Source organism: Streptomyces rubellomurinus (genome assembly GCF_000961885.1).
Classification (GTDB): Bacteria; Actinomycetota; Actinomycetes; order Streptomycetales; family Streptomycetaceae; genus Kitasatospora; species Kitasatospora rubellomurina.
The window spans coordinates 1-20,418 of sequence record NZ_JZKH01000016.1; the positions used below are offsets into that span (position 1 = coordinate 1).

The window sequence follows — 20,418 nt, forward strand, 5'->3', positions numbered from 1 at the left end:
AGGTGGCCATGCAGACCCCGACCCGGCCGGTGGCCTGGGCGTAGCCGGTGGCGGCGTGGCCGGCGCCCTGCTCGTGCCGGACCAGGATGTGGCGGACCTCGGTGGAGTCCATCAGCGGGTCGTACGCGGGGAGGATGGCCCCGCCCGGGATGCCGAAGACGGTGTCCACCCCGACCTCTTCGAGGGAGCGGATCAACGCCTCGGCCCCGGTCACCCCGGCCGCCGGGGCGGCGCCCTCCGGGCTGACGGCCTCCAGGGCGGGGGACTCCAGGGCGGCGTCCTCCGGGGGAGCGGCCTCCGGGGCGGGCGCGGCGAACGTGCTGAGCTGGGACATGCTGACAACCTCTCGGTTTCGTCGACGAGTTGGTCCCGTGGGACCGGGTGGTGTCCACGGCCGGGGCCGCCGCGGTGGGCGGCGGCCGGGTCGGCCGTGGACGTCGTGTCGGGAAACCGGGGCAGCAGGGTCTCTCTCCGCGCCGGTCGTCGGTCGTCGCGGTCTGAGGGGTGACTCAGCGCTGGGTGCGACGCCGCACCGTCAGGAAGCGGTGGCCGGAAGGGCGTTGTCCGGCCCCGCGGGGGAATCGTCCCGCGTGTCAGCCCTTCCGCGCGGACGCGCGCCGGGTGAACAGCAGGAAGAGCAGGGCCAGGGCGCCGATGCCCGAGGCCAGGCCGTACACGGTCGTGGCGCCGGCGCCGAGGGCGGCACCGCCGATGATGCTGCCGAGGCCGATGCCGAGGTAGATGCCGGAGGAGTTGAGCGAGATCACCAGCGGCGCCTCCTGCGGGGCGACCTCGATCAGCCGGTGCTGCTGCGGGGGCGTCTGGGACCAGCTGCTGCCGCCCCAGAGCATGCACAGCAGGCCGACCAGCGGCTTGACGTCGGCGTCGGTGGAGGCCAGCCAGGCGAGCGCGCCGAGCGCGACCGCCATCACGGCGCAGCCGACGATCAGGACGTTGGTGGAGCCCCAGCGGTCGGTGGCGTGGCCGGCGGCGAGGTTGCCGATCACCGCGCCGATGCCGTACAGGAAGAGCATCCAGAGCACGCCGCTCTCGGGGATCTGGACGGCGTCCAGCATCGGCACGGCGTAGGCGTACGGCACGTAGGTGGCGCACATGCCGAGCACGGTGAGCGGCAGCACGGCGAGCACGGCCGGGCGGCGCAGCACGGCCATGCGGGTGCGCAGCGGCACCCGGGCGGCGCCGGGGAGCCACGGCATGATCAGCCGGAGTATGACCGCGACGAACAGGCAGAGCCCGGCGACGATCCCCAGGGCGGTGCGCCAGCCGAACCAGTGGCTGGCGGCGTTGCCGAGCGGCACGCCGAGGGCGGTGGCGATGGTGAGGCCGCCGATGACCACGGCGAGGGCGCGGGCCCGCAGTTCGGGCCGGACGAGGGAGGCGCTGACGGCGCCGGCGTTGGGGGTGTACGAGGCGGCGCCGGCGGCGGCGAGGATCCGGCTGATGATCAGCACGGCCATGTTGGGGGCCAGTGCGGAGCCGAGGTTGGCGATGCCGAGGGTGAAGAGGGCGCCGATCAGCAGGGTGCGGCGGGGAAGCCGGGCGAGCAGGGTGGCCAGGACGGGGGAGAGGATCGCGTAGGCGGCGGCGAAGACTGTGATCGACTGGCCGGCGGTGGCGGAGGAGACGTGGAGGTCCTTGGCCATGGAGGGGAGGAAGCCGGCCACCACGAAGGCGTCCGTGCCGACCGCGAAGGTGCCCAGGGCGAGGACGAGGGTGGACGAGAGTCCGCCCTGGGGTGGTGTGCCGGGCTCGGCCGCGGCCTTCCGGTCGGTCGGAACCGAGACACTGGACATCCGGATTCTCCTTGCAGTTCGGTCGGGGTTCGGTCCGGGCACGTTCCGGCGGCCCGGTCGGGTGGTCGGGTGGTCGGGGTCAGCCCGTCATGCGGGCGTAGTGGCGTCGGGTACGGGCGGCGGCGCCGCCGGGGGCGGAGGCCATCAGGTCGGCCACCGTCTGCCCGGCGAGCTCGCGGCGCCAGGCCAGTTCGGCCCGGCGCATCGCGGTGGCGATCCCGCAGGGGCTGCGGAACTCCCGTTCGGGGGCTCCGCCGCCCTCGGCGCGCTGGCGGATCTCGGTGCAGCGGAAGGCGTCCTCGGGGCCCTCGATGGCGGTGACGACGTCCATCAGCGAGATCCGCTCCGGCGGCCGGGCCAGCCGGAAGCCGCCCTTGATGCCGGGGGTGGAGCTCAGGATGCCGGCCCGGACCAGGGCCTGGAGGCGCTTGGTCAGGTAGGCCGGCGGCAGGTCGAACCAGGCTGCCAGCCGGGCTGTCGGCACCGGTTGCTCGCTGTCGAGCCAGGCCAGTGTGAGGCAGCAGTGGAGGCCCCATTCGACCCCTTCGCCCATCCGCATAACCAGGACGATACACATCCAGGTTCCGCCCGCGCAGGTCGGGCGCCCGATCGGCCGAAAGTATGTCAAGTTGCGGTCAGGACAGGCCATTGCGGACCTGTCGGACCGTCAGGTACAACAAGCGCTAGGGCCGGAGGACGACCCGGGTGCCGTGCAGTTCGCCGCGTTCCATCCGTCCGTGGACCTCGGCGGCGGCGCTCAGCGGGAGGGTCTCGACGGCCCGGGGCCGCAGCCGTCCGGCCGCGAGCAGGCGGTTGAGGGTGGCGGCGGCCTCGGCCAGTTCGGTGCCGGTCGCGTGCGAGATGACGAAGCCGGCGATCGAGCAGTCCTTCATGTACAGCGGCCCGACCGGGAGGACCGGCCGCGAACGGGCGCCGGCCAGCAGGACGATGCGTCCGCGCGGGGCGAGCAGGTCGACGGCGGCGGCCAGGTCGTTCTCGCCGGAGGTGTCGAGGTGGAGGTCGACGCCGCCCGGGCAGGCGCGGGTGAGGCGCTCGGCGAGCTCGGGGTCGCGGTAGTCCAGGGCCTCGGCGGCACCCAGCGCGCGGCAGTGGTCGAGGTCGCGGGCGGAGGCGGTGGCGACCACCCGGGCCCCGGCTTCGACGGCGAGGGTGACCAGCGCGGAGCCGACGTTCCCGGCGGCGCCGGCCACCAGGACGGTCTCGCCGGCCCGCAGGCGGCCGTGCGTGAACAGCCCGAGGTAGGCGGTCGCGCCCGGGTGGACGACGGCGACGGCGTCCTCGGGGCGCACGCCAGGAGGGAGGTGGTAGAGGCGGTCGGCGGGGACGACGGCCTGTTCGGCGGCGGCGCCCTGGCGCCCGCCGTGGCCCAGGCTGTTGGTCCAGACCCGGTCGCCCACGGCGAAGCCGGCGGTGCCGGGACCGGTCGCCGCGACGGTGCCGACGAGGTCGCGGCCGATCACGAACGGGAACGGGAGGGGGGTGCGGAAGAGCCCCGAACGGACGAAGGTGTCCACCGGGTTGACGGTGGTGGAGGTGACGTCGACCAGGACGTCGGTCGGCCCCGGCCGGGGGGTGGGCAGTTCGCCGTACCGGATGTTCTCGGGGCCGCCGAGGGTCTCGATGAAGGCTGCTCGCATGATCGAAGAGTCTTTCACCGGGCCGCGCGCGGAGGTGCCGACACGGTGATTGTTCGTCAACTCGCCGGAACCGCTTCACGTCCGGGCCGCCGGCGGGACGGGTCGGCGGGCCGCGGGCGGCCGCGTCCGCTCCGGTTGCGGGTTGGCCGGAGGGCGGTTTTGCCTGCTCAGGCGGCCTGTCCGGTGGTCCCGCCATAGGTCTCTACCGCAGTCGTGTGGTCGGTGCACCTGGGCCGGGTGCGGATCCTCCGTTTACCGTCGAACCATTCGGAGGAGACGGCTGCCATGCGGAGGTTGGTCCACGTGCGCGACTTTGACCTGCACATGATCGATACGGGAACGCCAGGGCGCGCGCCGGTGCTCGGCAGTTCCCACGACATCGTCCTCTCCGAGCTCTGTGCGGTGCTGTTCGCCTCGCTGCCCCGGTCCGACCAGCGCCGCAAGGGCGTGGAGTACCTGCGCGGGCTGCTGGGCGCGCAGGGCCGCAAGTCGGTCCGCAACATCGCGCGGCTGATCGGCGGCCAGGCCACGGAGCAGAACCTGCACCACTTCATCAGCAGCTCCACCTGGGACTGGGACCCGGTCCGCGCGGCGCTGGCCCACTACGTGACGGCCGTCGCGCCGCCGCAGGCGTGGGTGGTGCAGCAGACCGTCATCCCGAAGGCGGGGGAGCACTCGGTGGGCGTGGACCGCCGGTTCATCTCCTCGCTCGGCCAGGTGCTCAACGCCCAGCAGGCGGTGGGCGTCTGGTCGGCGTCCGAGGAGGCGAGCATGCCGGTCAACTGGCGGCTGCACCTGTCCCGGGCGTGGCTCGACGACGTCCCCCGGCGCAGCCAGGCGTCCATCCCGGCGAGCGTGAACACCCGGACCCTGGGCGACTGCGCGGTCGAGGCGGTGCTGGAGCTGACCCGCTCCTGGGGCCTGCCCACCCTGCCGGTGGTGATGGACGTGCGGGAGCTGGACGGCATGAAGGCGGTGCGGCGGCTGCGGGCGGCGGGGGTGCCGTTCGTCGTCCGGATCAACAGCACGCTGCCGCTGAGCCCGGCCGAGGGCGGGCCGACCGGGCACGGCGCGGAGGCGCTGCCGGCCCACCGGATCATCGGGGCGTGCCGGGACCGCCGGCGGGTGGTGACCTGGACGGACCACGGGCCGGAGGGCGCGCCGCACGCCGCCCTGGTCGGCGCCGTCCGGGTCCGGACGGCGGCCGGCGCGGCCCGCACCCTGCGCTCGCCCGGGCGTCCGGGCGGCGTCGCGGGCGACGACCTGCTGCTGCTCGGCGCGGGCACCCCCGGCCGGCGCTGGCCGCAGGAGCTGTGGCTGGCCGACGTGCCGCACGCCTCGCCCGCCCAGCTGTTCCGGCTGAGCCTGCTGACCGGGCGGGTCGAGCGGGACTTCCACGAGATCGCCGACCGCACCGGCGTGCGCGACTACACCGGCCGCTCCTTCAACGGCTGGCACCGCCACGTCACGCTGGCCTCGGCCGCCCACGCGGTCGCGGCCCTCGCCCACGGCGGCGGCCGCTCCCCGCGCCGGGTCGGCTGAGGTCTCGGGCGCGCGACCTGCTCACTCCGGCGGCGGGCCGTCCTGGGTGAGCAGGTCGCGGACGCGGGAGAGCCGCAGGGCGAGCTGGACTTCGAGCGCCTGGGCCGGGTCCTGCCAGTTCGGGCCGATCAGTTCGCCGATCCGCTCCAGCCGGCGGGCGACGGTGTTCGGGTGGACGTGCAGCTTCTGGGCGGCCCGGGTCGGGCTGCCGCCGGTCTCGAAGTAGGCGTCCAGGGTGCGGCCGAGGTCGGTGAACCGCTGCCGGTCGTAGTCGAGCACCGGGCCGATCACCGAGTCGACGAAGGGGCGGACGTCCCGCTTCCCGGCGAGCAGGACGCCGAGGAAGCCCAGCTCCCCGGGGGAGGCCGAGCAGCCGGTGCTGCCGAGGGCGATCATCGCGTCGAGGCAGCGCAGGGCCTCCTGGTGGCAGTGGAACACCGAGGCGGCGTCGGTGACCGGCCCGGCCCCGGCCACCGTGACGGGTTCGCTGAGCAGCGGGGCGAGTTCGTTCAGGACGGTCCGGGCGGCGGCGCCGGCGTCGGTGCCGGGCAGCAGCAGGACGACGTTGCCGTCGTGGGCGACCCGCAGGCCCTTCAGCCGCGGGGCCAGCGCCATGAGCAGGGCACAGGCCCGGCCGACCGCGCGGGTGTCGGGGCGGGCGACCACCACGACGTGCGGTGCGCTCAGGTCGAGGCCCAACCGGCGGGCGCGTTCCTCCAGTTGCTGCGGCGGGCGCTTGGTGCCGGAGAGCAGGTCCTCCAGCAGCTCGTCGTGGGCGCGGCCCTGGGTGACGGTGGCGTCGCCGGTGCGCAGCAGCTGCACCGCCACGGCCTGGGCGGTGAGTTGCAGCAGTTCGTCGGTGTCGGAGGCGGCGTCGGGCCCGGGCCGGCACACCAGGGTGCCGAGCACCTCGCCGCCGGCGGTGACCGGGACGGCCCGCAGGCCGTCGGCGGTGTCCACCGGGCGCCCGGCGGCCTGCGCGCCCGCGGCGGCGGGGGCCGTTTCGGGCAGCCTGCCGACGCTGGTCAGGACGGTGCCGTCGGCGGCGTGGATCCGCAGCCCGTCGCCCAGTTGCCGGCTCGCGGCCTCGGCGACCCCGTACAGGTCGCTGTCGGTCAGCGCCCGTTCGGTCAACTCGCGCTGCAGCAGGCGCTGTTCGCGCAGGTCGCGGAGGGCGGTGACGGTGCGGTCGTGCTCCTCGCTCAGCTGGCGGGCGGCGGCCGCGGTCTCCTCCAGCTGCTGGGTGCGCAGGACGGCCAGCCCGGCGAGTTCGCCGAGCAGGTTCATGGTGGAGATCTCCTCCGGCGTGAAGTGCCGCACGTTGCGGTCGGCGACGTAGAGCGCGCCGTAGGAGTCCGGGCCGTGGCTCAGCGGGACGGCCATCAGGGCGCGCAGCGCCTCGGCGCGGACCACGTCGTCGATCGCGTGGGTGTGGCGGATCCGCTGGTCGACGAGGTAGTCCGGGGTCCACATCGGGGTCAGGCCGGCGACGGCGGCGTGGCCGAGGCCGGCGCCGTCGGTCAGCCGCAGGCCCACGTTGAGGGCGGAGGTGTGGCCGTCCGAGGCCCGGACGTAGGACTGGCCGTCCTGCTCCCCGGGGAAGCTGACGCAGGCCATGTCGGCGCCGAGGAGCAGCCGGGCGCGGCGGGTGACGACCTTGAGCACCTCGTCCAGGGTGTTCGGGACGAGGAGGTCCCGGGCGGTGTCGAGCAGCGCGGACAGCCCGGCCTCGCGCTGCTGGCGGCCCCGGCGCTGGGCGCAGATGCCGAGTCCGAGCCGGACGGCCTGCTCCAGGGCCGCCGCCTCGGCCTGCCCGGCGCCCTCGCGGGCGGCCTCGGCGGGCAGCGACTCGATGCGGGCCGCCGGGGCCTCGGCCACGAGCAGGCTCAGTACGGACAGTGCGTCGGGCCGCTTGCGGGCCTCCTGTTCGGTCATGTCCCATCCCTGCCTGTGCGCCGAGGTCGTCGGTTCGGCATGTCGGTTTGGCATGTCTGTTTGGCATGTCGCAGTCGAATGATGATGTGTTTATCACGTCACTTTGTGTGGATGGCAGGCGATTTCACAGTTCGGACGGTGGAGCCCACCTCCCGGGGCGCCCTCCGATGTGGTGCCGGGCCACCTTCCCGCCACCCCCGCCGATGGGGCCGGCCCGGGCGCGGACGGTGGTCCGCCCACCCCCGGGGTGTGCCGGGACCACCGGGGAACGGCGGCATCTGACGGAGTCTGCCGTCACCTGATGGAGTATCCGCCCACCTGACGGAGTGCGGCGGCCGGCGTTGGCGGGGCGGGAGGGCGCGGCCCAGGATCGGGACCGACCAGTGCCATCCGCAGCCTCTCCACGACGCCCCCCGTGCGCGCCGCCGAGCCGACGCACCTTCGCCCCGGGAGACACCCATGGCCACCGCCCTGTCCACGCTGCTGTCCCGGCCGGCACTCCACCAGCCGGACTGGGGCGACCACGAGCAACTGCCCGAGATCAAGGACCGGTTGGCCGGCCTGCCGCCACTGGTCGGCCCGGCCGACGTGCGGCGGCTGCGCGCGGTGCTGGCCGAGGTCGCGGCCGGGCGGGCCCAGGTGGTGCAGATCGGCGACTGCGCCGAGGACCCGGCGGAGTGCACCGCGGAGGACGTCGCCCGCAAGGCCGGACTGCTGGACGTGCTGGCCGGCATCGTCACGATGGCCACCCACCGCCCGGTCGTCCGGGTCGGCCGGATGGCCGGCCAGTTCGCCAAGCCCCGCTCCAGCGACACCGAGCGGGTCGGCGGCGTCGACATCCCGGTGTTCCGCGGCCACCTGGTCAACAGCCCCGAACCCGACCCGGAGCTGCGCCGCCCCGACCCGCAGCGGCTGCTGCACTGCTACTGGGCGGCGGCCGAGGCGATGACCCACCTCGGCTGGCCGGACCCGGACCGCCGCTCGCCGCTCAGCGCGCCGGTCTGGACCAGCCACGAGGCGCTGCTGCTCGACTACGAACTGCCGCTGATCCGGCAGGTCGGCTACACCGAGAGCATGCTGACCTCCACGCACTGGCCGTGGATCGGCGAGCGCACCCGCGACGTGACCGGCGCCCACGTCGCGATGCTCGCCTCGGTCGCCAACCCGGTCGCGTGCAAGGTCGGCCCCGGCATGACGCCCGAGGAACTGCTGGCCCTGTGCGAGCGGCTCGACCCGCGCCGCGAGCCCGGCCGGCTCACCCTGATCGCCCGGATGGGCGCCGAGGCGGTCGCCGACCGGCTGCCCCCGCTGGTCCGGGCCGCCCGGCTGGCCGGCCACCCCGTCATCTGGCTCACCGACCCGATGCACGGCAACACCGTGACCGCGCCCGGCGGGCTGAAGACCCGGTTCGTCGAGACCGTCGTCCGGGAGGTCCAGCGCTTCCGGTACGCCGTCCGCTCCGAGGGCGGCGTGGCCGGCGGCCTGCACCTGGAGACCACGCCCGACGACGTCACCGAGTGCGCCCACGACGCCTCGGGGGCGGCGCAGGTGGGCGACAAGTACACCAGCTTCTGCGACCCCCGGCTCAACCCCGGCCAGGCCATCACCGTGGTCTCCGCCTGGGAGGGATAGCGCTCGGGCCGTCGCAGCGGCACACCACCACACCCAGAGCAACGGGCCGGCCTCGCGCCGGCCCCGAGGGAGGTCCGGCAGTGACGAACACGATCGCCCTGGTCACCGGGGCAGCAGGCGGCATCGGCGCGGCCGTGGTCCGCGCCCTCGCCGAACAGGGCACCACCGTGGCCGCGCTGGACCGCGACGAGGAGGGCCTGCGCGCGATGGCGGACGCCCTCGCCGCGGACGGCCTGCGGGCCGAGCCGTACCCGGTGGACGTCAGCGACCACCGGGCCGTCGAGCAGACCGTCGACCGGGTGGAGCGCGAACTCGGCCCGGTGGACCAGCTGGTCAACGCCGCCGGGATCCTTCGGCTCGGCGAGGTCCGCGACTTCAGCGTCGAGGACTGGACGGCCACCTTCGCCGTCAACGTCAACGGCGTCTTCCACGTCTCCCGGGCGGTGATCGACCGGATGATCCCGCGCCGGCGCGGCGCCGTCGTCACCGTCGCCTCGAACGCCGCCAGCACCCCGCGCACCGAGATGGCCGCCTACGCCGCCTCCAAGGCCGCCGCGACGATGTTCACCAAGAGCCTCGGCCTGGAGGTCGCCAAGTACGGCATCCGCTGCAACCTGGTCGCCCCCGGCTCCACCGACACCCCGATGCTCAGCTCGATGTGGCACGACGAGACCGGCCCCCGGAACACCCTGCGGGGCCGCCCGGACGCGTTCCGGGTCGGCATCCCGCTCAACAAGCTGGCCCGCCCCGCCGACATCGCCGCCGCCGTGCTCTTCCTGCTCTCCGACGCGGCCGGCCACATCACCCTGCACGACCTCACCGTCGACGGCGGCGCGAGCCTCGGCGCCTGAGCCCCTCCGTCCGTCCGCCCAACGGCCGGGCCGCTGTGGCCGACCCCCACCGGCCGCAGCGGCCCAACTCGCCCCTTTCCCAGGAGAGTCCATCCCCATGGCAGGCATTCCGCCCATCGCGCCGTACCCGATGCCGACCGCCGGCGAACTGCCCGACAACACCGTGTCGTGGACCGTCCACCCGGACCGCGCGGTGCTGCTCGTGCACGACATGCAGCGCTACTTCCTGCGCCCCTTCCCGGCGGACGCCTCCCCCGGCGGGGAACTGCTGCGCAACGCCGCGCTGCTGCGCCGCCGCGCCGCCGAACTCGGCGTGCCCGTCGCGTACACCGCCCAGCCCGGCGGCATGACCCCCGAACAGCGCGGCCTGCTGCGGGACTTCTGGGGCCCGGGCATGCGGGTCGACCCGGCCGACCGCGAGGTGGTCGAGCCGCTCACCCCGCAGCCGGGCGACTGGCTGCTCACCAAGTGGCGCTACAGCGCCTTCTTCCGCTCCGACCTGCTCCAGCGGATGCGCGAACACGGCCGCGACCAGCTGGTGCTGTGCGGCGTGTACGCGCACGTCGGCGTGCTGATGACGGCCGTCGACGCGTTCACCAACGACATCCAGCCGTTCCTGGTCGCCGACGCCGTCGCGGACTTCTCCGCCGCCGACCACCGGCTCGCCCTGGAGTACGCCGCCGCGCGCTGCGCCAAGCTGACCACCGCCGAGGAGACCTTCGTATGACCGACCGGACGACGGAGCGGACGACGGACCGGCCCCGGACCACCGACCGGCCCCGGATCACCGACCGGACGACCGAGGCGCTGCTGCGCCGGGTGCTCGTCGAGCAGCCGCCCGCCTTCGCCCTGCTGCACCGGCCCGAGACCACCGGCCCCGGCAGCCTGGACGTCCTGTTCGGCGAGGTCGCCGCCGCGCGCACCCTGGCCGAGGTCCCGCTGGCCGGGCCCGCTGGCGCCGCCGGCCCGGACGTGCTGCTGCTGGTCCCGTACCGGCAGCTCGCCGAGCGCGGCTTCGAGGCCCCGGACGACGGCGCCCCGCTGCTCGCCATGACGGTCGCCGAGCACGCCGTCGTCCCCCTGGCCGAGGCGCTGGCGCTGATCCCGGACCGGCCCACCGCGCTGACCGGCGCCCGCTTCGACCTGGCCGACGAGGAGTACGCCGACATCGTCCAGCGGGTCGTCGCCGAGGAGATCGGCCGGGGCGAGGGCGCCAACTTCGTCCTCCGCCGCTCCTTCCTGGCCGAGATCACCGACTACACCGTGCCCGCCGCGCTGGCCTTCTTCCGCCGGCTCGCCGAGCGCGAGGCGGGCGCCTACTGGACCTTCGTGGTGCACACCGGGGAGCGGACCTTCGTCGGCGCCAGCCCGGAGCGGCACCTGAGCCTCGTCGACGGCGTCGCCGTGATGAACCCGATCAGCGGCACCTACCGCTACCCGGCCTCCGGCCCGACCCTGAGCGGCGTGATGGACTTCCTCGCCGACCGCAAGGAGACCGACGAGCTCTACATGGTGGTCGACGAGGAGCTCAAGATGATGGCCCGGATCTGCCCGGGCGGCGGCCGGGTCGTCGGCCCGTACCTCAAGGAGATGGCCCGGCTCGCGCACACCGAGTACCTGATCGAGGGCCGCACCGACCGCGACCCGCGCGAGATCCTGCGCGAGACGCTGTTCGCCCCCACGGTCACCGGCAGCCCGCTGGAGAGCGCCGCCCGGGTCATCCGCCGCTACGAACCCGCCGGGCGCGGCTACTACAGCGGCGTGGCGGCGCTGATCGGGCGGGACGGGCGCGGCGGGCGCACGATGGACTCCGCGATCCTGATCCGCACCGCCGACATCGACGCCGCCGGCCGGATCCGGATCGGCGTCGGCGCCACCCTGGTGCGCCACTCCGACCCGGCCTCCGAGGTCGCCGAGACCAGGGCCAAGGCGGCCGGCCTGCTCGCCGCGCTGGAGGGCGGCGGCCGGACCGGCTTCGCCGACCACCCGCAGGTCCGGGCCGCCCTGGCGGGCCGCAACACCGGCATCGCGGACTTCTGGCTGGCAGACGGCCCGGACCGCGGCCGGGAACTGGCCGAACTCGCCGGGCGCCGGGTCCTGGTGGTCGACGCCGAGGACACCTTCACCGCCATGATCGGCCACCAACTCCGGTCCCTCGGACTTGAGGTGACGATCAGTCGGTTCGACCGGCCGTACGCCTTCGAGGGTTACGACCTGGTCGTGATGGGCCCGGGGCCCGGCGACCCGCAGCGGGTCGACCACCCCAAGATCGCCCATCTGCGCGCCGCGGTGGCCGAGTTGCTCGACCGGCGGCTGCCGTTCGTCGCGGTCTGCCTCAGCCACCAGGTGCTGGCCGCCCGGCTCGGCCTGCCGCTGCGCCGCCGCGACGTCCCCAACCAGGGCGTGCAGCGCGAGATCGACCTGTTCGGCGCCCGGGAGCGGGTCGGCTTCTACAACACCTTCGCCGCGACCAGCCCGCGGGACACCGTCGAGGTGCCCGGCGTCGGCACCGTCGAGGCCAGCCGCGACCGGCGGACCGGCGAGGTGCACGCCCTGCGCGGCCCGCACTTCGCGTCCATGCAGTTCCACGCCGAGTCGGTGCTCACCCAGGACGGGCCCCGGATCACCGGCGGCCTGATCGCCGGCGTCCTGCGGGCCGCCGCCCTCCCGCTGGCCCGGTAGTTCCCCGTCCGGCGACGCGGAAGGCGTGGACCCCGCCCGGGCCCACGCCTTCCGTGCTGTGCGGTGCTTACGCCTCTTCGGCCGCCAGCTCCCGGGCCAGCTCCAGCCGCTTCACCTTGGTGGTGGCGGTGTGCGGCAGCTCGTCCAGCCGGCGCTGCACCGGCGGTGCCAGCGCGGGCAGGCCGGCCACCGCGCGGTTCCACCGGTCGACGTCGAGCGGCCGGTCGTCCCGGGTGCAGACCACCGGTATCGGCGCCCGGTCCCCGCCCGGGACGATGATCACCTCCAGCAGCTCGGGCAGCCGGGTGAACAGCTTGTCCTCCAGGTCGAGGGTGCTGTTGATGCCCGGGATCTCGTCGACCTCGCGGTCCAGCAGGTGCAGGCAGCCCCACCGGGTGCGGTAGCCGAGGTCGCCCATCCGCCACCAGCCGTCCGGCGAGAACTGGCCGTCGAAGCGCTCCTGTTCGCCGTGGTAGCCGATGATCTGCCCGCCGGTGCGCACCTCGATCCGGCCGGGGGAGTCCTTGGTCACCGGCCGGCCGTCCCGGCTGACCACCCGGACCTCGGTCATCCCGGGGAAGTTGCGGCCGACGCAGCGGCCCTCGGCGTTGGCGTTGCGGTACCGGGTGTAGGTGCGGGCGGCGACGGCGCCGGTCTCGCTCTGCCCGTACGTCTGGGCGAAGAACGGCAGGCTGCGCCGGGAGGCGCCCAGCAGGGTGTCGACGGTGCGGGGGTGGATGGCGTCGAAGGTGTTGCTGAAGCAGCGCACCTTGGCCAGCGGTTGTGCCGGGTGGTCGGCCAGCACCTCCCAGCCGAGCAGCGTGTTGGGGTGGGACTCGATCACGCCGGGCGGGATCCGGGCGAACAGCGCGGCGGCGTGCTCCGGCTCGTCGTCGCGCATGATGATCATCGGGTGGCCGCGCAGCGCGAACAGCGCGGCGCCGCTGATCATCCGGGAGTGGACGAAGGAGACGTGCACGGCGATCGGCTCGCGCCGCCCGACCGGGGCGAGCAGCACCGACTGCGGGCGGCAGCGGGCCTGGATGGTGATGCCGGTCTGGACGGTGAGCTTGGGCAGCCCGGTGGTGCCCGAGGTGTGGGTGATCAGCGCGGGCTGGTCCTGCGGCATGGTCACCGGCCTGATCCGCTCGGCCCCGGCCAGCGCGGGCAGCGAGGTGGCGCCCGGGAACTCCCCGGTGGCGACCAGCACCCGCTCGGACAGCTCGAAGACCTCGGACGGCAGCTCCTTCTCCAGCTTCGCCGCGTCGGTGAGCAGCGTCGGCCGCGACAGCCGCCCCAGCAGCCGGGCGACGGTGGTGCCGTCCAGCTTCGGGGAGAGCAGCACCGGCACCGCGCCGACCCGGGCGACGCTGTAGGCGAGCAGCGAGATGTCGAAGCCGTCCGCCTTGTGGATCACCACCCGTGCGCCCGGCCGGACGTCGGCCGCCCACAGCCGGGCGGCGAAGTCGTCGACCAGGTCGGCGACCTCGGTCAGGGTGATCCGCCGGCCCAACTCGGGGGCGATGTCGAGGTCGTGGTCGAGGTAGACCGGGTTCGCCGGGTGGCGGGCGGCCGCGCGGTCGAAGACCGTGCCCAGCCGGATGCCCCGGTTGCCGACGCGTTGCAGGAACATGCTCCTCTTTCCCTTCGATTGGTCGCACTGCGCACCCGGCGGGGCCTTGGTGCCGGACCAGCCCCAGGGCTCGTCTGACAATTCCCGCCGGGCACGCGACGCCGGGCATCCCGCCTGGACGCACCGGCGAATCGCCCAAGTACACCCAGTACGAGGACGATCCGCCGGCACGCCCAGCCGGGCGCCCAACGCCGCGCGCTGATCCGACGCGAATTGTCAGACGAGCCCTAGTGCTCGCGCAGGGCCCGGTCGACGAGGGGGCCGGCGGCCCCGGTGTAGGCGGTCGGGTCGCACAGCCGGGTGAGCTCGTCCTCGCTGAACACGCCCTTCAGCGCGGGGAGTTCGGCGAGCACCAGGGCCAGCGGCCGGTGGCCGCGGTCGGCCTCGGCGGAGGCCTCGGTGAGCAGCTGCTTCGCCTCCGCCTTGCCGAGCCGCGGCGCCAGGACGGCCGCGATCCGCTCCGAGACGACCTGACTGCCCGTCAGGTCCAGGTTGGCCCGCATCCGTTCGGGCCGGACCTCCAGGCCCTCGGCGAGCTCCACCGCGGTGTGCGCGGCGCCGCCGGTGAGCCGCAGCGCCTCGCGCAGCAGCTGCCACTCGGCGTGCCAGGCGCCGGCCGAGCGCTCGTCCTCGGCCAGCAGGCACTGGGTGAGCCCGGTGGCGATCACCGGCACCTGCAGCGCGGCGCTGCGGATCAGGGTGGCGAGCACCGGGTTGCGCTTGTGCGGCATCGCGGAGGAGCTGCCCCGCCCGGCCGCGGTGGGCTCGGCGACCTCGCCGACCTCCGTCCTGGTCAGCGACTGCACGTCGACCGCGAGCTTGCCGAGGGCGCCGGCCGTGAAGGCGAGCGCGCCGGCGAGGTCGGCGATCGGGGTGCGCAGCGCGTGCCAGGGCAGCACCGGGCGGGCCAGTCCGGTCTCGGCGGCGAAGGCGGCGACCAGTCGGTCCGGGTACCCGTCCGGGTCCCCGGCGTCGCCGCCGTCGATCCGGGCGTACTCCAGGTAGCCGGCGAGGGTGCCGGCGGCGCCGCCGAGCGAGACCGGGAGCTGGTCGGCGACGGCGCCGAGCCGCCGTTCGGCGTCCAGCACCAGCTGCCGCCAGCCGGCCGCCTTGAGGCCGAAGGTGGTCGGCACGGCCTGCAGGGCGAGGGTGCGGCCCGCGAGGGCGGTGTCCCGGTGGCGCCCGGCGAGGACGGCCAGCGCCCGGGCGGTGCGGGCGAGGTCGGCGCGGACGGTGCGCAGCGCGCGGGCGGCCACCAGCATCGCGCCGGTGTCCAGCACGTCCTGGCTGGTGGAGCCGCGGTGGACGTACTCGGCGGCGGCCCGGTCCTCGGCCGCCACCACCCGGGTGAACGCCCGGACCAGCCCGACCACCGGGTTGGCGGTCTCCCGGGCTTCGAGCGCGAGGGCGCGCAGGTCCAGCCGGTCCGCCCGGGCCAGCCGGGTGATGGTGTCGGCGGCGGCTCGGGGCACGGTGCCCAGGGCGGCCTGGGCCCGGGCGAGGGCCGCCTCGGCGTCCAGCATGGCCTGCAGCCAGGCCAGGTCGCTGACGGCGGCCTCGACCGGGGTCCCGGCCCGGACCGGGGAGAGCAGGCCGCCGTCGGTCAGCGCGTCGGCGGCGCCGTGCGGGTCGGTCATACCAGTACTCCGGTCAGGTCGGTCACGTCCGCGCCCGGCCGGACGGCGGCCGGCACTTCGGCGGCGGGCGACAGGGCGAGCACCGCGCGGGCGATCGCGTCCGAGTCGCCGAGGGTCACCGAGTCCACGCCGGGCCGGATCCCGGCGGCCGTCACCCAGTGCACCGACTCGGTGGGCACCCCGTAGGCGTAGCGCCGCGGGTGCGCGCGGCCGCGGGTGTCCAGCAGCCGGTACGGCCGCTCGGTGACGGCCAGCCCGCCGGTCTCGTAGCTGCTCCCGTCCTGGGCCGGGATCCGGTACGCGGTGGCCTGCTCGGTGCTCAGCAGGTGCTGGAGCAGCGGGTCGGTGGTGCGCCGCAGGTCGGGTTCGGGCAGCCGCGCCTCGATCAGGACGGTGGCCCGCACGGGCGTGCGCGGCACCTTGGTCGAGCTGAGCACGTAGCAGGGCGTGCCGGTGTCGATCCGGATCTCGGTGCCCGGGCCGGAGAGTTCGACGACGCCGGCCTCGATCAGGGCGATCAGCTCCTCGATCCGGGAGACCGGCGGGCCGATCGACAGGAAGGCGTTGAGCGGGGTGTACCAGCCCTCCAGGTCGTCCCGGTGCGAGGTGCCCTCCAGCCCGCCGTGGTCGACGGCCTGCCGGATCTCGTTGCGCAGGTCGCGCAGCACGTCCAGGGCGGCCTTGAGCGGGCCGCTGAGGTTCCCGGCCCGGGCCGCCTCGACGTCCAGGGCGAGGTAGTCGAGGAGCCAGTCGCGGAAGTCCTCCGGGCCGGTGAACTCCCGGTCCCCGTACGGGCGGAAGAGCCGGTCCCAGTCCCAGCGCTCGGCCTCGGTGATGCCGTACTCCTCGCACAGGAACGCGAAGCCGTCGCCGCGCGCGACCGTCAGGTAGCGCTGGACGAAGTCCTCCCGCTCGGCGCCGCGGCCCCGGGCGTCCAGCAGCGTGCCGTAGTAGACGCTCTCCACCTCGCGGGAGATCAGCGGCCACAGGTCGGTGCGGAAGTGCACCGGTTCGCCGGCCGCGGCGCGCCGGCGCAGCCCGGCGATGTACTCGGCGGTGAGCAGCCGCGGGTAGTAACGGCCGTACGCGCCCTTCTCGTTCTCGCCGCGGGCGTGGTACGGGATGCCGCGCCGCGACCAGGCGAACAACTTCGGCTCCCGGCCGGAGGGCCGGTAGACCAGCCGCTCGTCGACGCGCTCGAACGAGCCGCCGCGGCCGATGGTGAAGAGCGCCATGTGGTCGAAGAAGTTGAGCCCGAGGCCGCGCAGCAGCACGTTCTGGCCCGGCTCGATGCCGCTCAGGTCGAGGTCGGCGGGGTTGGCCGGGGTGAGGTAGGTGAGGTGGTGGATCCGGGCGAGGCTCGCCGTCCGCTCCTCGTGCGGGGTCGGCCGGGCGGCGACGTGGCCCTGGGCGAGCACGATGGCGTCCAGCTCGTTGAGCCGGCTGCCGTCCTCCAGCCGGATGCCCTGCGGGCCGCCGGGGATGCCGTGGGTGTCCGCCATGGCGACCGCCCGCGAGCGGTGCACCACGACGGTGACGTGCGCGGGGGCGCCGTCGATCACCTGGCGGAAGCAGGCGTTCAGGTAGCGCCCGTAGAAGGCCCGGCTGGGGTAGGTGTTGGGCCCCAGGGCGCGGGCCTCGGCGAGGCAGGCCTCGTCCTGCCCGGAGGCGGCGCCGGCGGCGGCGATCTCGGCGGCCCACCCGTACAGGCTCGGGCCGGGCTCGATCGGGCCGTCGATCCGCGAGCTGTCGTCGGTGTACACGGTGATCTGCGAGGCGACGGTGTTCATCAGCAGGTGCTGCGACTGGTCCTGGCGCCAGACGGCGCCGGCGCCGGGCGCCGCCGGGTCGATCACGTGCACGGTGACGGCGTCGTGCGAGGGCCGGGCGCGCTCGTTGGCGCACAGCCGCTCCAGCACGGACAGGCCGCGCGGGCCCGCTCCGACGATGCAGACCTCCAGGCCCGCCTGCTTCCTTCCGGTCATGGCTGTCCGCCCTCCGCGTCCGATGCGTGGTCCGATCCGTCGTCCTGTGCGTCGTGCTGTGCGTCCTGCCGTGCGTCGTGCTGGGTGTCGTGCCGTGCGTCGTGCTGGGTGTCGTGCCGTGCGTCGTGCTGTGTGTCGTGCTGGGTGTCCTGCTGGGTGTCGTCCACCGGCTCCGCGGCGAGCAGCAGCCGGGCGAGCTCCAGGCGCTTGATCTTGGTGGTGGCGGTCCTCGGCAGGTCGGCCAGCCGCCGGTGGACCGGCTCGGCCATCGGCGGCAGCGAGGCGGTGGCGCGCCGCCAGGCGGCGAGGTCCAGCGGCGCGTCGTCCTTGGTGCACACCACCGGCACCACCCGGCCGTCCGTGCCGGGGATGATGATGACCTCGGCGAGGCCGGGCAGCCGGCCGAACAGGGTGTCCTCGACGGCCAGGGTGCTGCCGAAGCCCTCGATCAGGTCGACCTCGCGGTCCAGCAGGTGCACGCAGCCCCACCGGGTGCGGTAGCCGACGTCGCCCATCCGCCACCAGCCGTCCGCCGACACCTGGGCGTCGTAGCGCTCCTGCTCGCCGAGGTAGGTGACGATGCGCCCGTCGCTGCGCACCTCGATGAAGCCGGGGTTCTGCGGGGACGGCGGCCGGCCGTTGCGGCTGACCACCCGCACGTCGGTCATCCCGGGGAACGGCATGCCGACGCAGCGGCCGTCGTCGTCCAGCGTGCGGCGGCGGCTGAAGCCCCGGACGATCGCCGGGCCGACCTCGCTCTGCCCGTACAGCTGGCCGAACACGGGCGCCCGCCGCTTGGTGGCGCGCAGCAGCCGGTGCACGGTGCGCGGGTGGATCGCGTCGAAGGTGCTGCTGAACAGCTTGACGTTGGACAGCGGCCCGCGCGGGTCCTCGGCCAACTCCTCCCACTCCATGAAGGAGTTGGGGTGGGCCTCCAGGATGCCGGGCTTCAGCCGGGCGAACAGGTCGCCGATCGCCTTCGGGTCCGAGCCGCGCAGCAGCACCAGCGGGAAGCCGCGGTACAGCGAGATCGCCAGGGCGGTGATCAGCCGGGAGTGGACGAAGGAGACGTGGATCGCGATGGTCTCCCGGCGCCGGACCAGCGGGGCGATCACCGAGGCCTGCGGGCGGTAGCGGGACTGCAGGCTGAACCCGGTGTGCACGGCCAGCTTGGGCGTGCCGGTGGTGCCCGAGGTGTGGGTGATCAGCGTCGGGTGGTCGGCCGGCATGACGACCGGGGCGACCCGCTCCACCCCGGCCAGCGAGCGCAGTTCGACCGCGTCGCGGTAGGAGCCGGAGGTCAGCACGACCCGGCCGGCGAGCTCGAAGACCGTCCCGGGCAGGACGTTCTCCAGCTTCTCCTGGTCGGTCACCAGGTACGGCCGGTCGGTCCGGCGGACCAGCTCGGCGACGGTGGCGCCGTCCAGCTGCGGGGACAGCAGGACGGGTACGGCCCCGATCCTCGCCGCCGCGCAGGCGAGCAGGGTGATGTCGAAGCCGTCGGCCTTGTACACCACCACCCGCCGGGCCGGTCGGACGCCCGCCGCCCAGAGCCGGGAGGCCAGGTCGTCCACCAGGTCCGCGACCTCGGCGACGGTCGCCCGGCGGCCCAACTCCGGTGCGACGTCCAGGTCGTGGTCGAGGATGAGGACGTTGGCGCCGTGTCTCGCCGCGGCGCGTTCGAACAGCATTCCGAGGTGGATCCCCCGGTTTCCGATACGTTGCAGAAGCACCTGTCCGCCTCCCGGACCGCGGCATGCCGCCGACGGCGCTCGACGTGGAATGTGATGGGGGCCGTGCGGGGCGAAGGGGGCCGGTCGGCGACCGGGCCCGGTGTCACGTCCGAGCGACGCTCACGCCTGCTCGACGACGGCCTTGATGCGCCGCAGCGTGACGGCCAGGTCGGCGGAGATCTTGTCGCCCCATTCGGCGAAGAAACGTTCCTTTGCGCCGGCGTCCATCTCCGCGGTGATGCCCTTGATGCCCTCGGTGGCCGCGTTCATCCGGAAGTGGTGGGTCAGCAGGCTGCCGCCGCCCTCGGCCGGCTCGATGTCGAAGCCCCACACGCTCTGCTGCGGCTCGCCCGCCGAGTCGTGCATCGCCCACCGGAAGGTGCGGCCGGGCTCGGCGGCCACCACCTGGGCGTGCGTCGTCCACCGGCCGCGCACCACCGGCGCCCAGGCGACCACGTCCTCGCTGCGGAGGTTCTCGCCGCGGAACACCGAACCGACCTCGGCCGGGGCGCCCACCACCCACTCACCGCCCTGGCACTCCGGGCTCCACTCGCCGCTGCGCGGCAGGTCGCTGAGCACCGCGTACACGTCCAGCGGGGCCGCGGCGACGCGGATGTCGGCGTCGGCGGAGAAGATCGGCTGCTGCTTGTCGTTGCTGGTTTCGCCCATGCCGGGAATCGTCCCAGCCGGGCCCCGGCGGGGGTCAAGGCCGGGCCGGCGGGTCCGTCAACTCCATGATTCCGTGTCAACTCCCTGCTGGGAAAAGGGGCGGACGGGGCGGCCGGACCGTGCCCTGACCTGGGCTCTAGCGGCCCGGCCGCCCCGGCCGCCCCCGGCTGCCGTCACGGACCGGCGGGCACCTCGCGGGCGAAGTGCAGGGCCACGATCGCCATCCGGCCCGCGTGGTAGAAGCGGTGGGCGCCGTGGTTGGACACCCCGGAGTCGAGCTCGATCCGCACGCACCCCGCCCGCCGGGCCCGCCCCTCCAGCTCCGCCATCAGCCGCCGCCCGACCCCCGCCGAACGCACCGCGCGGTCGGCCACCAGGTCCTCCACGAACAGCAGCCGCCCACGGCTGGTGGCCAGCACCCGGTGCGCCGCCACCCCGACGCACCGCCCGCCCCCGTCGTAGGCGGCGGTGAAGACCAGCCCCTGCCGGTGCGCCTCGGCGGCGAAGTCCGCGAACTCCCCGGCCGTCAGTGCCGGCCTCAACTGTCTGATCAGCGGCCCGACATCGGCCGCCATCGCGGCCTGCCCCGGGACGACGTCAACCATCGTCAGCTCCATGCGGGGCACTCTAGAGCCTGCGGCCCCGCC

The 20,418-nt window shown here is 74.7% G+C and carries 16 protein-coding genes; 5 read left to right on the forward strand and 11 right to left on the reverse strand.

The genetic code is table 11. The features are described 5' to 3' along the window. The 4 genes from VM95_RS10425 to VM95_RS10440 all read right to left on the reverse strand — a co-directional run. A partial coding sequence (locus tag VM95_RS10425; protein ID WP_045694502.1) for a thiamine pyrophosphate-binding protein occupies positions 1–334 on the reverse strand: 334 nt, incomplete at its 3' end. Between the two features lie 259 nt (positions 335–593). Continuing rightward, the gene (locus VM95_RS10430; RefSeq protein WP_045694504.1) at positions 594–1,814 is read right to left on the reverse strand and encodes an MFS transporter; all 1,221 of its coding nucleotides are present in this window, start codon (positions 1,812–1,814) and stop codon (positions 594–596) included. Between the two features lie 79 nt (positions 1,815–1,893). Continuing rightward, complete coding sequence (locus VM95_RS10435) at positions 1,894–2,373, reverse strand: RrF2 family transcriptional regulator (protein WP_045694506.1); 480 nt, start codon at positions 2,371–2,373, stop codon at positions 1,894–1,896. Positions 2,374–2,497: 124 nt separating this feature from the next. Then, the gene (locus VM95_RS10440; RefSeq protein WP_045694509.1) at positions 2,498–3,472 is read right to left on the reverse strand and encodes an NADPH:quinone reductase; all 975 of its coding nucleotides are present in this window, start codon (positions 3,470–3,472) and stop codon (positions 2,498–2,500) included. A gap of 285 nt (positions 3,473–3,757) precedes the next feature. Between VM95_RS10440 and VM95_RS10445 the strand changes: the two genes are divergently transcribed. After that, positions 3,758–5,014, forward strand: a complete 1,257-nt coding sequence (locus VM95_RS10445) for an IS701 family transposase (RefSeq protein ID WP_244178711.1) — start codon at positions 3,758–3,760, stop codon at positions 5,012–5,014. Between the two features lie 21 nt (positions 5,015–5,035). On the opposite strand, the gene VM95_RS10450 is transcribed toward VM95_RS10445, so the two are convergent. Beyond that, positions 5,036–6,949, reverse strand: a complete 1,914-nt coding sequence (locus VM95_RS10450; RefSeq protein ID WP_045694511.1) for a helix-turn-helix domain-containing protein — start codon at positions 6,947–6,949, stop codon at positions 5,036–5,038. A 459-nt stretch (positions 6,950–7,408) separates the two neighbouring features. Here VM95_RS10450 and VM95_RS10455 point away from each other — a divergent pair, with 459 nt between their 5' ends. From VM95_RS10455 to VM95_RS10470, 4 genes are all read left to right on the forward strand, one after another. Beyond that, complete coding sequence (locus VM95_RS10455; RefSeq protein WP_045694514.1) at positions 7,409–8,581, forward strand: 3-deoxy-7-phosphoheptulonate synthase; 1,173 nt, start codon at positions 7,409–7,411, stop codon at positions 8,579–8,581. 80 nt (positions 8,582–8,661) lie between these two features. After that, entirely contained in the window at positions 8,662–9,432 is a 771-nt protein-coding gene (locus VM95_RS10460) for a 2,3-dihydro-2,3-dihydroxybenzoate dehydrogenase (RefSeq protein ID WP_045694518.1), read from the forward strand. A gap of 97 nt (positions 9,433–9,529) precedes the next feature. Continuing rightward, entirely contained in the window at positions 9,530–10,159 is a 630-nt protein-coding gene (locus VM95_RS10465) for an isochorismatase family protein (protein WP_045694520.1), read from the forward strand. Next, positions 10,156–12,114: an anthranilate synthase family protein gene (locus VM95_RS10470; protein ID WP_107072921.1), complete on the forward strand. Its 1,959-nt coding sequence runs from the start codon at positions 10,156–10,158 to the stop codon at positions 12,112–12,114. The genes VM95_RS10465 and VM95_RS10470 overlap by 4 nt, the downstream gene beginning before the upstream one ends. Positions 12,115–12,181: 67 nt before the next feature. On the opposite strand, the gene VM95_RS10475 is transcribed toward VM95_RS10470, so the two are convergent. The 6 genes from VM95_RS10475 to VM95_RS10500 form a co-directional block, all read right to left on the reverse strand. Beyond that, positions 12,182–13,747: a class I adenylate-forming enzyme family protein gene (locus VM95_RS10475; protein WP_045694523.1), complete on the reverse strand. Its 1,566-nt coding sequence runs from the start codon at positions 13,745–13,747 to the stop codon at positions 12,182–12,184. A gap of 227 nt (positions 13,748–13,974) precedes the next feature. After that, on the reverse strand, positions 13,975–15,384 hold the full coding sequence (locus VM95_RS10480; protein WP_045694526.1) for a nitrosuccinate lyase: 1,410 nt from the start codon (positions 15,382–15,384) through the stop codon (positions 13,975–13,977). Continuing rightward, complete coding sequence (locus VM95_RS10485; RefSeq protein ID WP_045694530.1) at positions 15,381–17,369, reverse strand: FAD/NAD(P)-binding protein; 1,989 nt, start codon at positions 17,367–17,369, stop codon at positions 15,381–15,383. The genes VM95_RS10480 and VM95_RS10485 overlap by 4 nt, the downstream gene beginning before the upstream one ends. Further along, positions 17,366–19,060 (reverse strand): class I adenylate-forming enzyme family protein, encoded by a 1,695-nt coding sequence (locus VM95_RS10490; protein ID WP_244178712.1) that lies wholly within the window; start codon positions 19,058–19,060, stop codon positions 17,366–17,368. The genes VM95_RS10485 and VM95_RS10490 overlap by 4 nt, the downstream gene beginning before the upstream one ends. A 162-nt stretch (positions 19,061–19,222) precedes the next feature. Then, entirely contained in the window at positions 19,223–19,771 is a 549-nt protein-coding gene (locus VM95_RS10495) for an SRPBCC family protein (protein ID WP_045694533.1), read from the reverse strand. Positions 19,772–19,944: 173 nt separating this feature from the next. Continuing rightward, on the reverse strand, positions 19,945–20,388 hold the full coding sequence (locus VM95_RS10500; protein WP_052706798.1) for a GNAT family N-acetyltransferase: 444 nt from the start codon (positions 20,386–20,388) through the stop codon (positions 19,945–19,947). Between the last annotated feature and the right edge of the window lie 30 nt (positions 20,389–20,418).

Bases quoted from the DNA above. Each gene is read 5' to 3' on its own strand.
- VM95_RS10495 (WP_045694533.1), bottom strand. From the start codon at position 19,771: ATGGGCGAAACCAGCAACGACAAGCAGCAGCCGATCTTCTCCGCCGAC.
- VM95_RS10445 (WP_244178711.1), top strand. From the start codon at position 3,758: ATGCGGAGGTTGGTCCACGTGCGCGACTTTGACCTGCACATGATCGAT.
- VM95_RS10470 (WP_107072921.1), top strand. From the start codon at position 10,156: ATGACCGACCGGACGACGGAGCGGACGACGGACCGGCCCCGGACCACC.
- VM95_RS10500 (WP_052706798.1), bottom strand. From the start codon at position 20,388: ATGGAGCTGACGATGGTTGACGTCGTCCCGGGGCAGGCCGCGATGGCG.
- VM95_RS10455 (WP_045694514.1), top strand. From the start codon at position 7,409: ATGGCCACCGCCCTGTCCACGCTGCTGTCCCGGCCGGCACTCCACCAG.
- VM95_RS10490 (WP_244178712.1), bottom strand. From the start codon at position 19,060: ATGCTGTTCGAACGCGCCGCGGCGAGACACGGCGCCAACGTCCTCATC.
- VM95_RS10475 (WP_045694523.1), bottom strand. From the start codon at position 13,747: ATGTTCCTGCAACGCGTCGGCAACCGGGGCATCCGGCTGGGCACGGTC.
- VM95_RS10450 (WP_045694511.1), bottom strand. From the start codon at position 6,949: ATGACCGAACAGGAGGCCCGCAAGCGGCCCGACGCACTGTCCGTACTG.
- VM95_RS10480 (WP_045694526.1), bottom strand. From the start codon at position 15,384: ATGACCGACCCGCACGGCGCCGCCGACGCGCTGACCGACGGCGGCCTG.
- VM95_RS10485 (WP_045694530.1), bottom strand. From the start codon at position 17,369: ATGACCGGAAGGAAGCAGGCGGGCCTGGAGGTCTGCATCGTCGGAGCG.
- VM95_RS10435 (WP_045694506.1), bottom strand. From the start codon at position 2,373: ATGCGGATGGGCGAAGGGGTCGAATGGGGCCTCCACTGCTGCCTCACA.
- VM95_RS10465 (WP_045694520.1), top strand. From the start codon at position 9,530: ATGGCAGGCATTCCGCCCATCGCGCCGTACCCGATGCCGACCGCCGGC.
- VM95_RS10430 (WP_045694504.1), bottom strand. From the start codon at position 1,814: ATGTCCAGTGTCTCGGTTCCGACCGACCGGAAGGCCGCGGCCGAGCCC.
- VM95_RS10440 (WP_045694509.1), bottom strand. From the start codon at position 3,472: ATGCGAGCAGCCTTCATCGAGACCCTCGGCGGCCCCGAGAACATCCGG.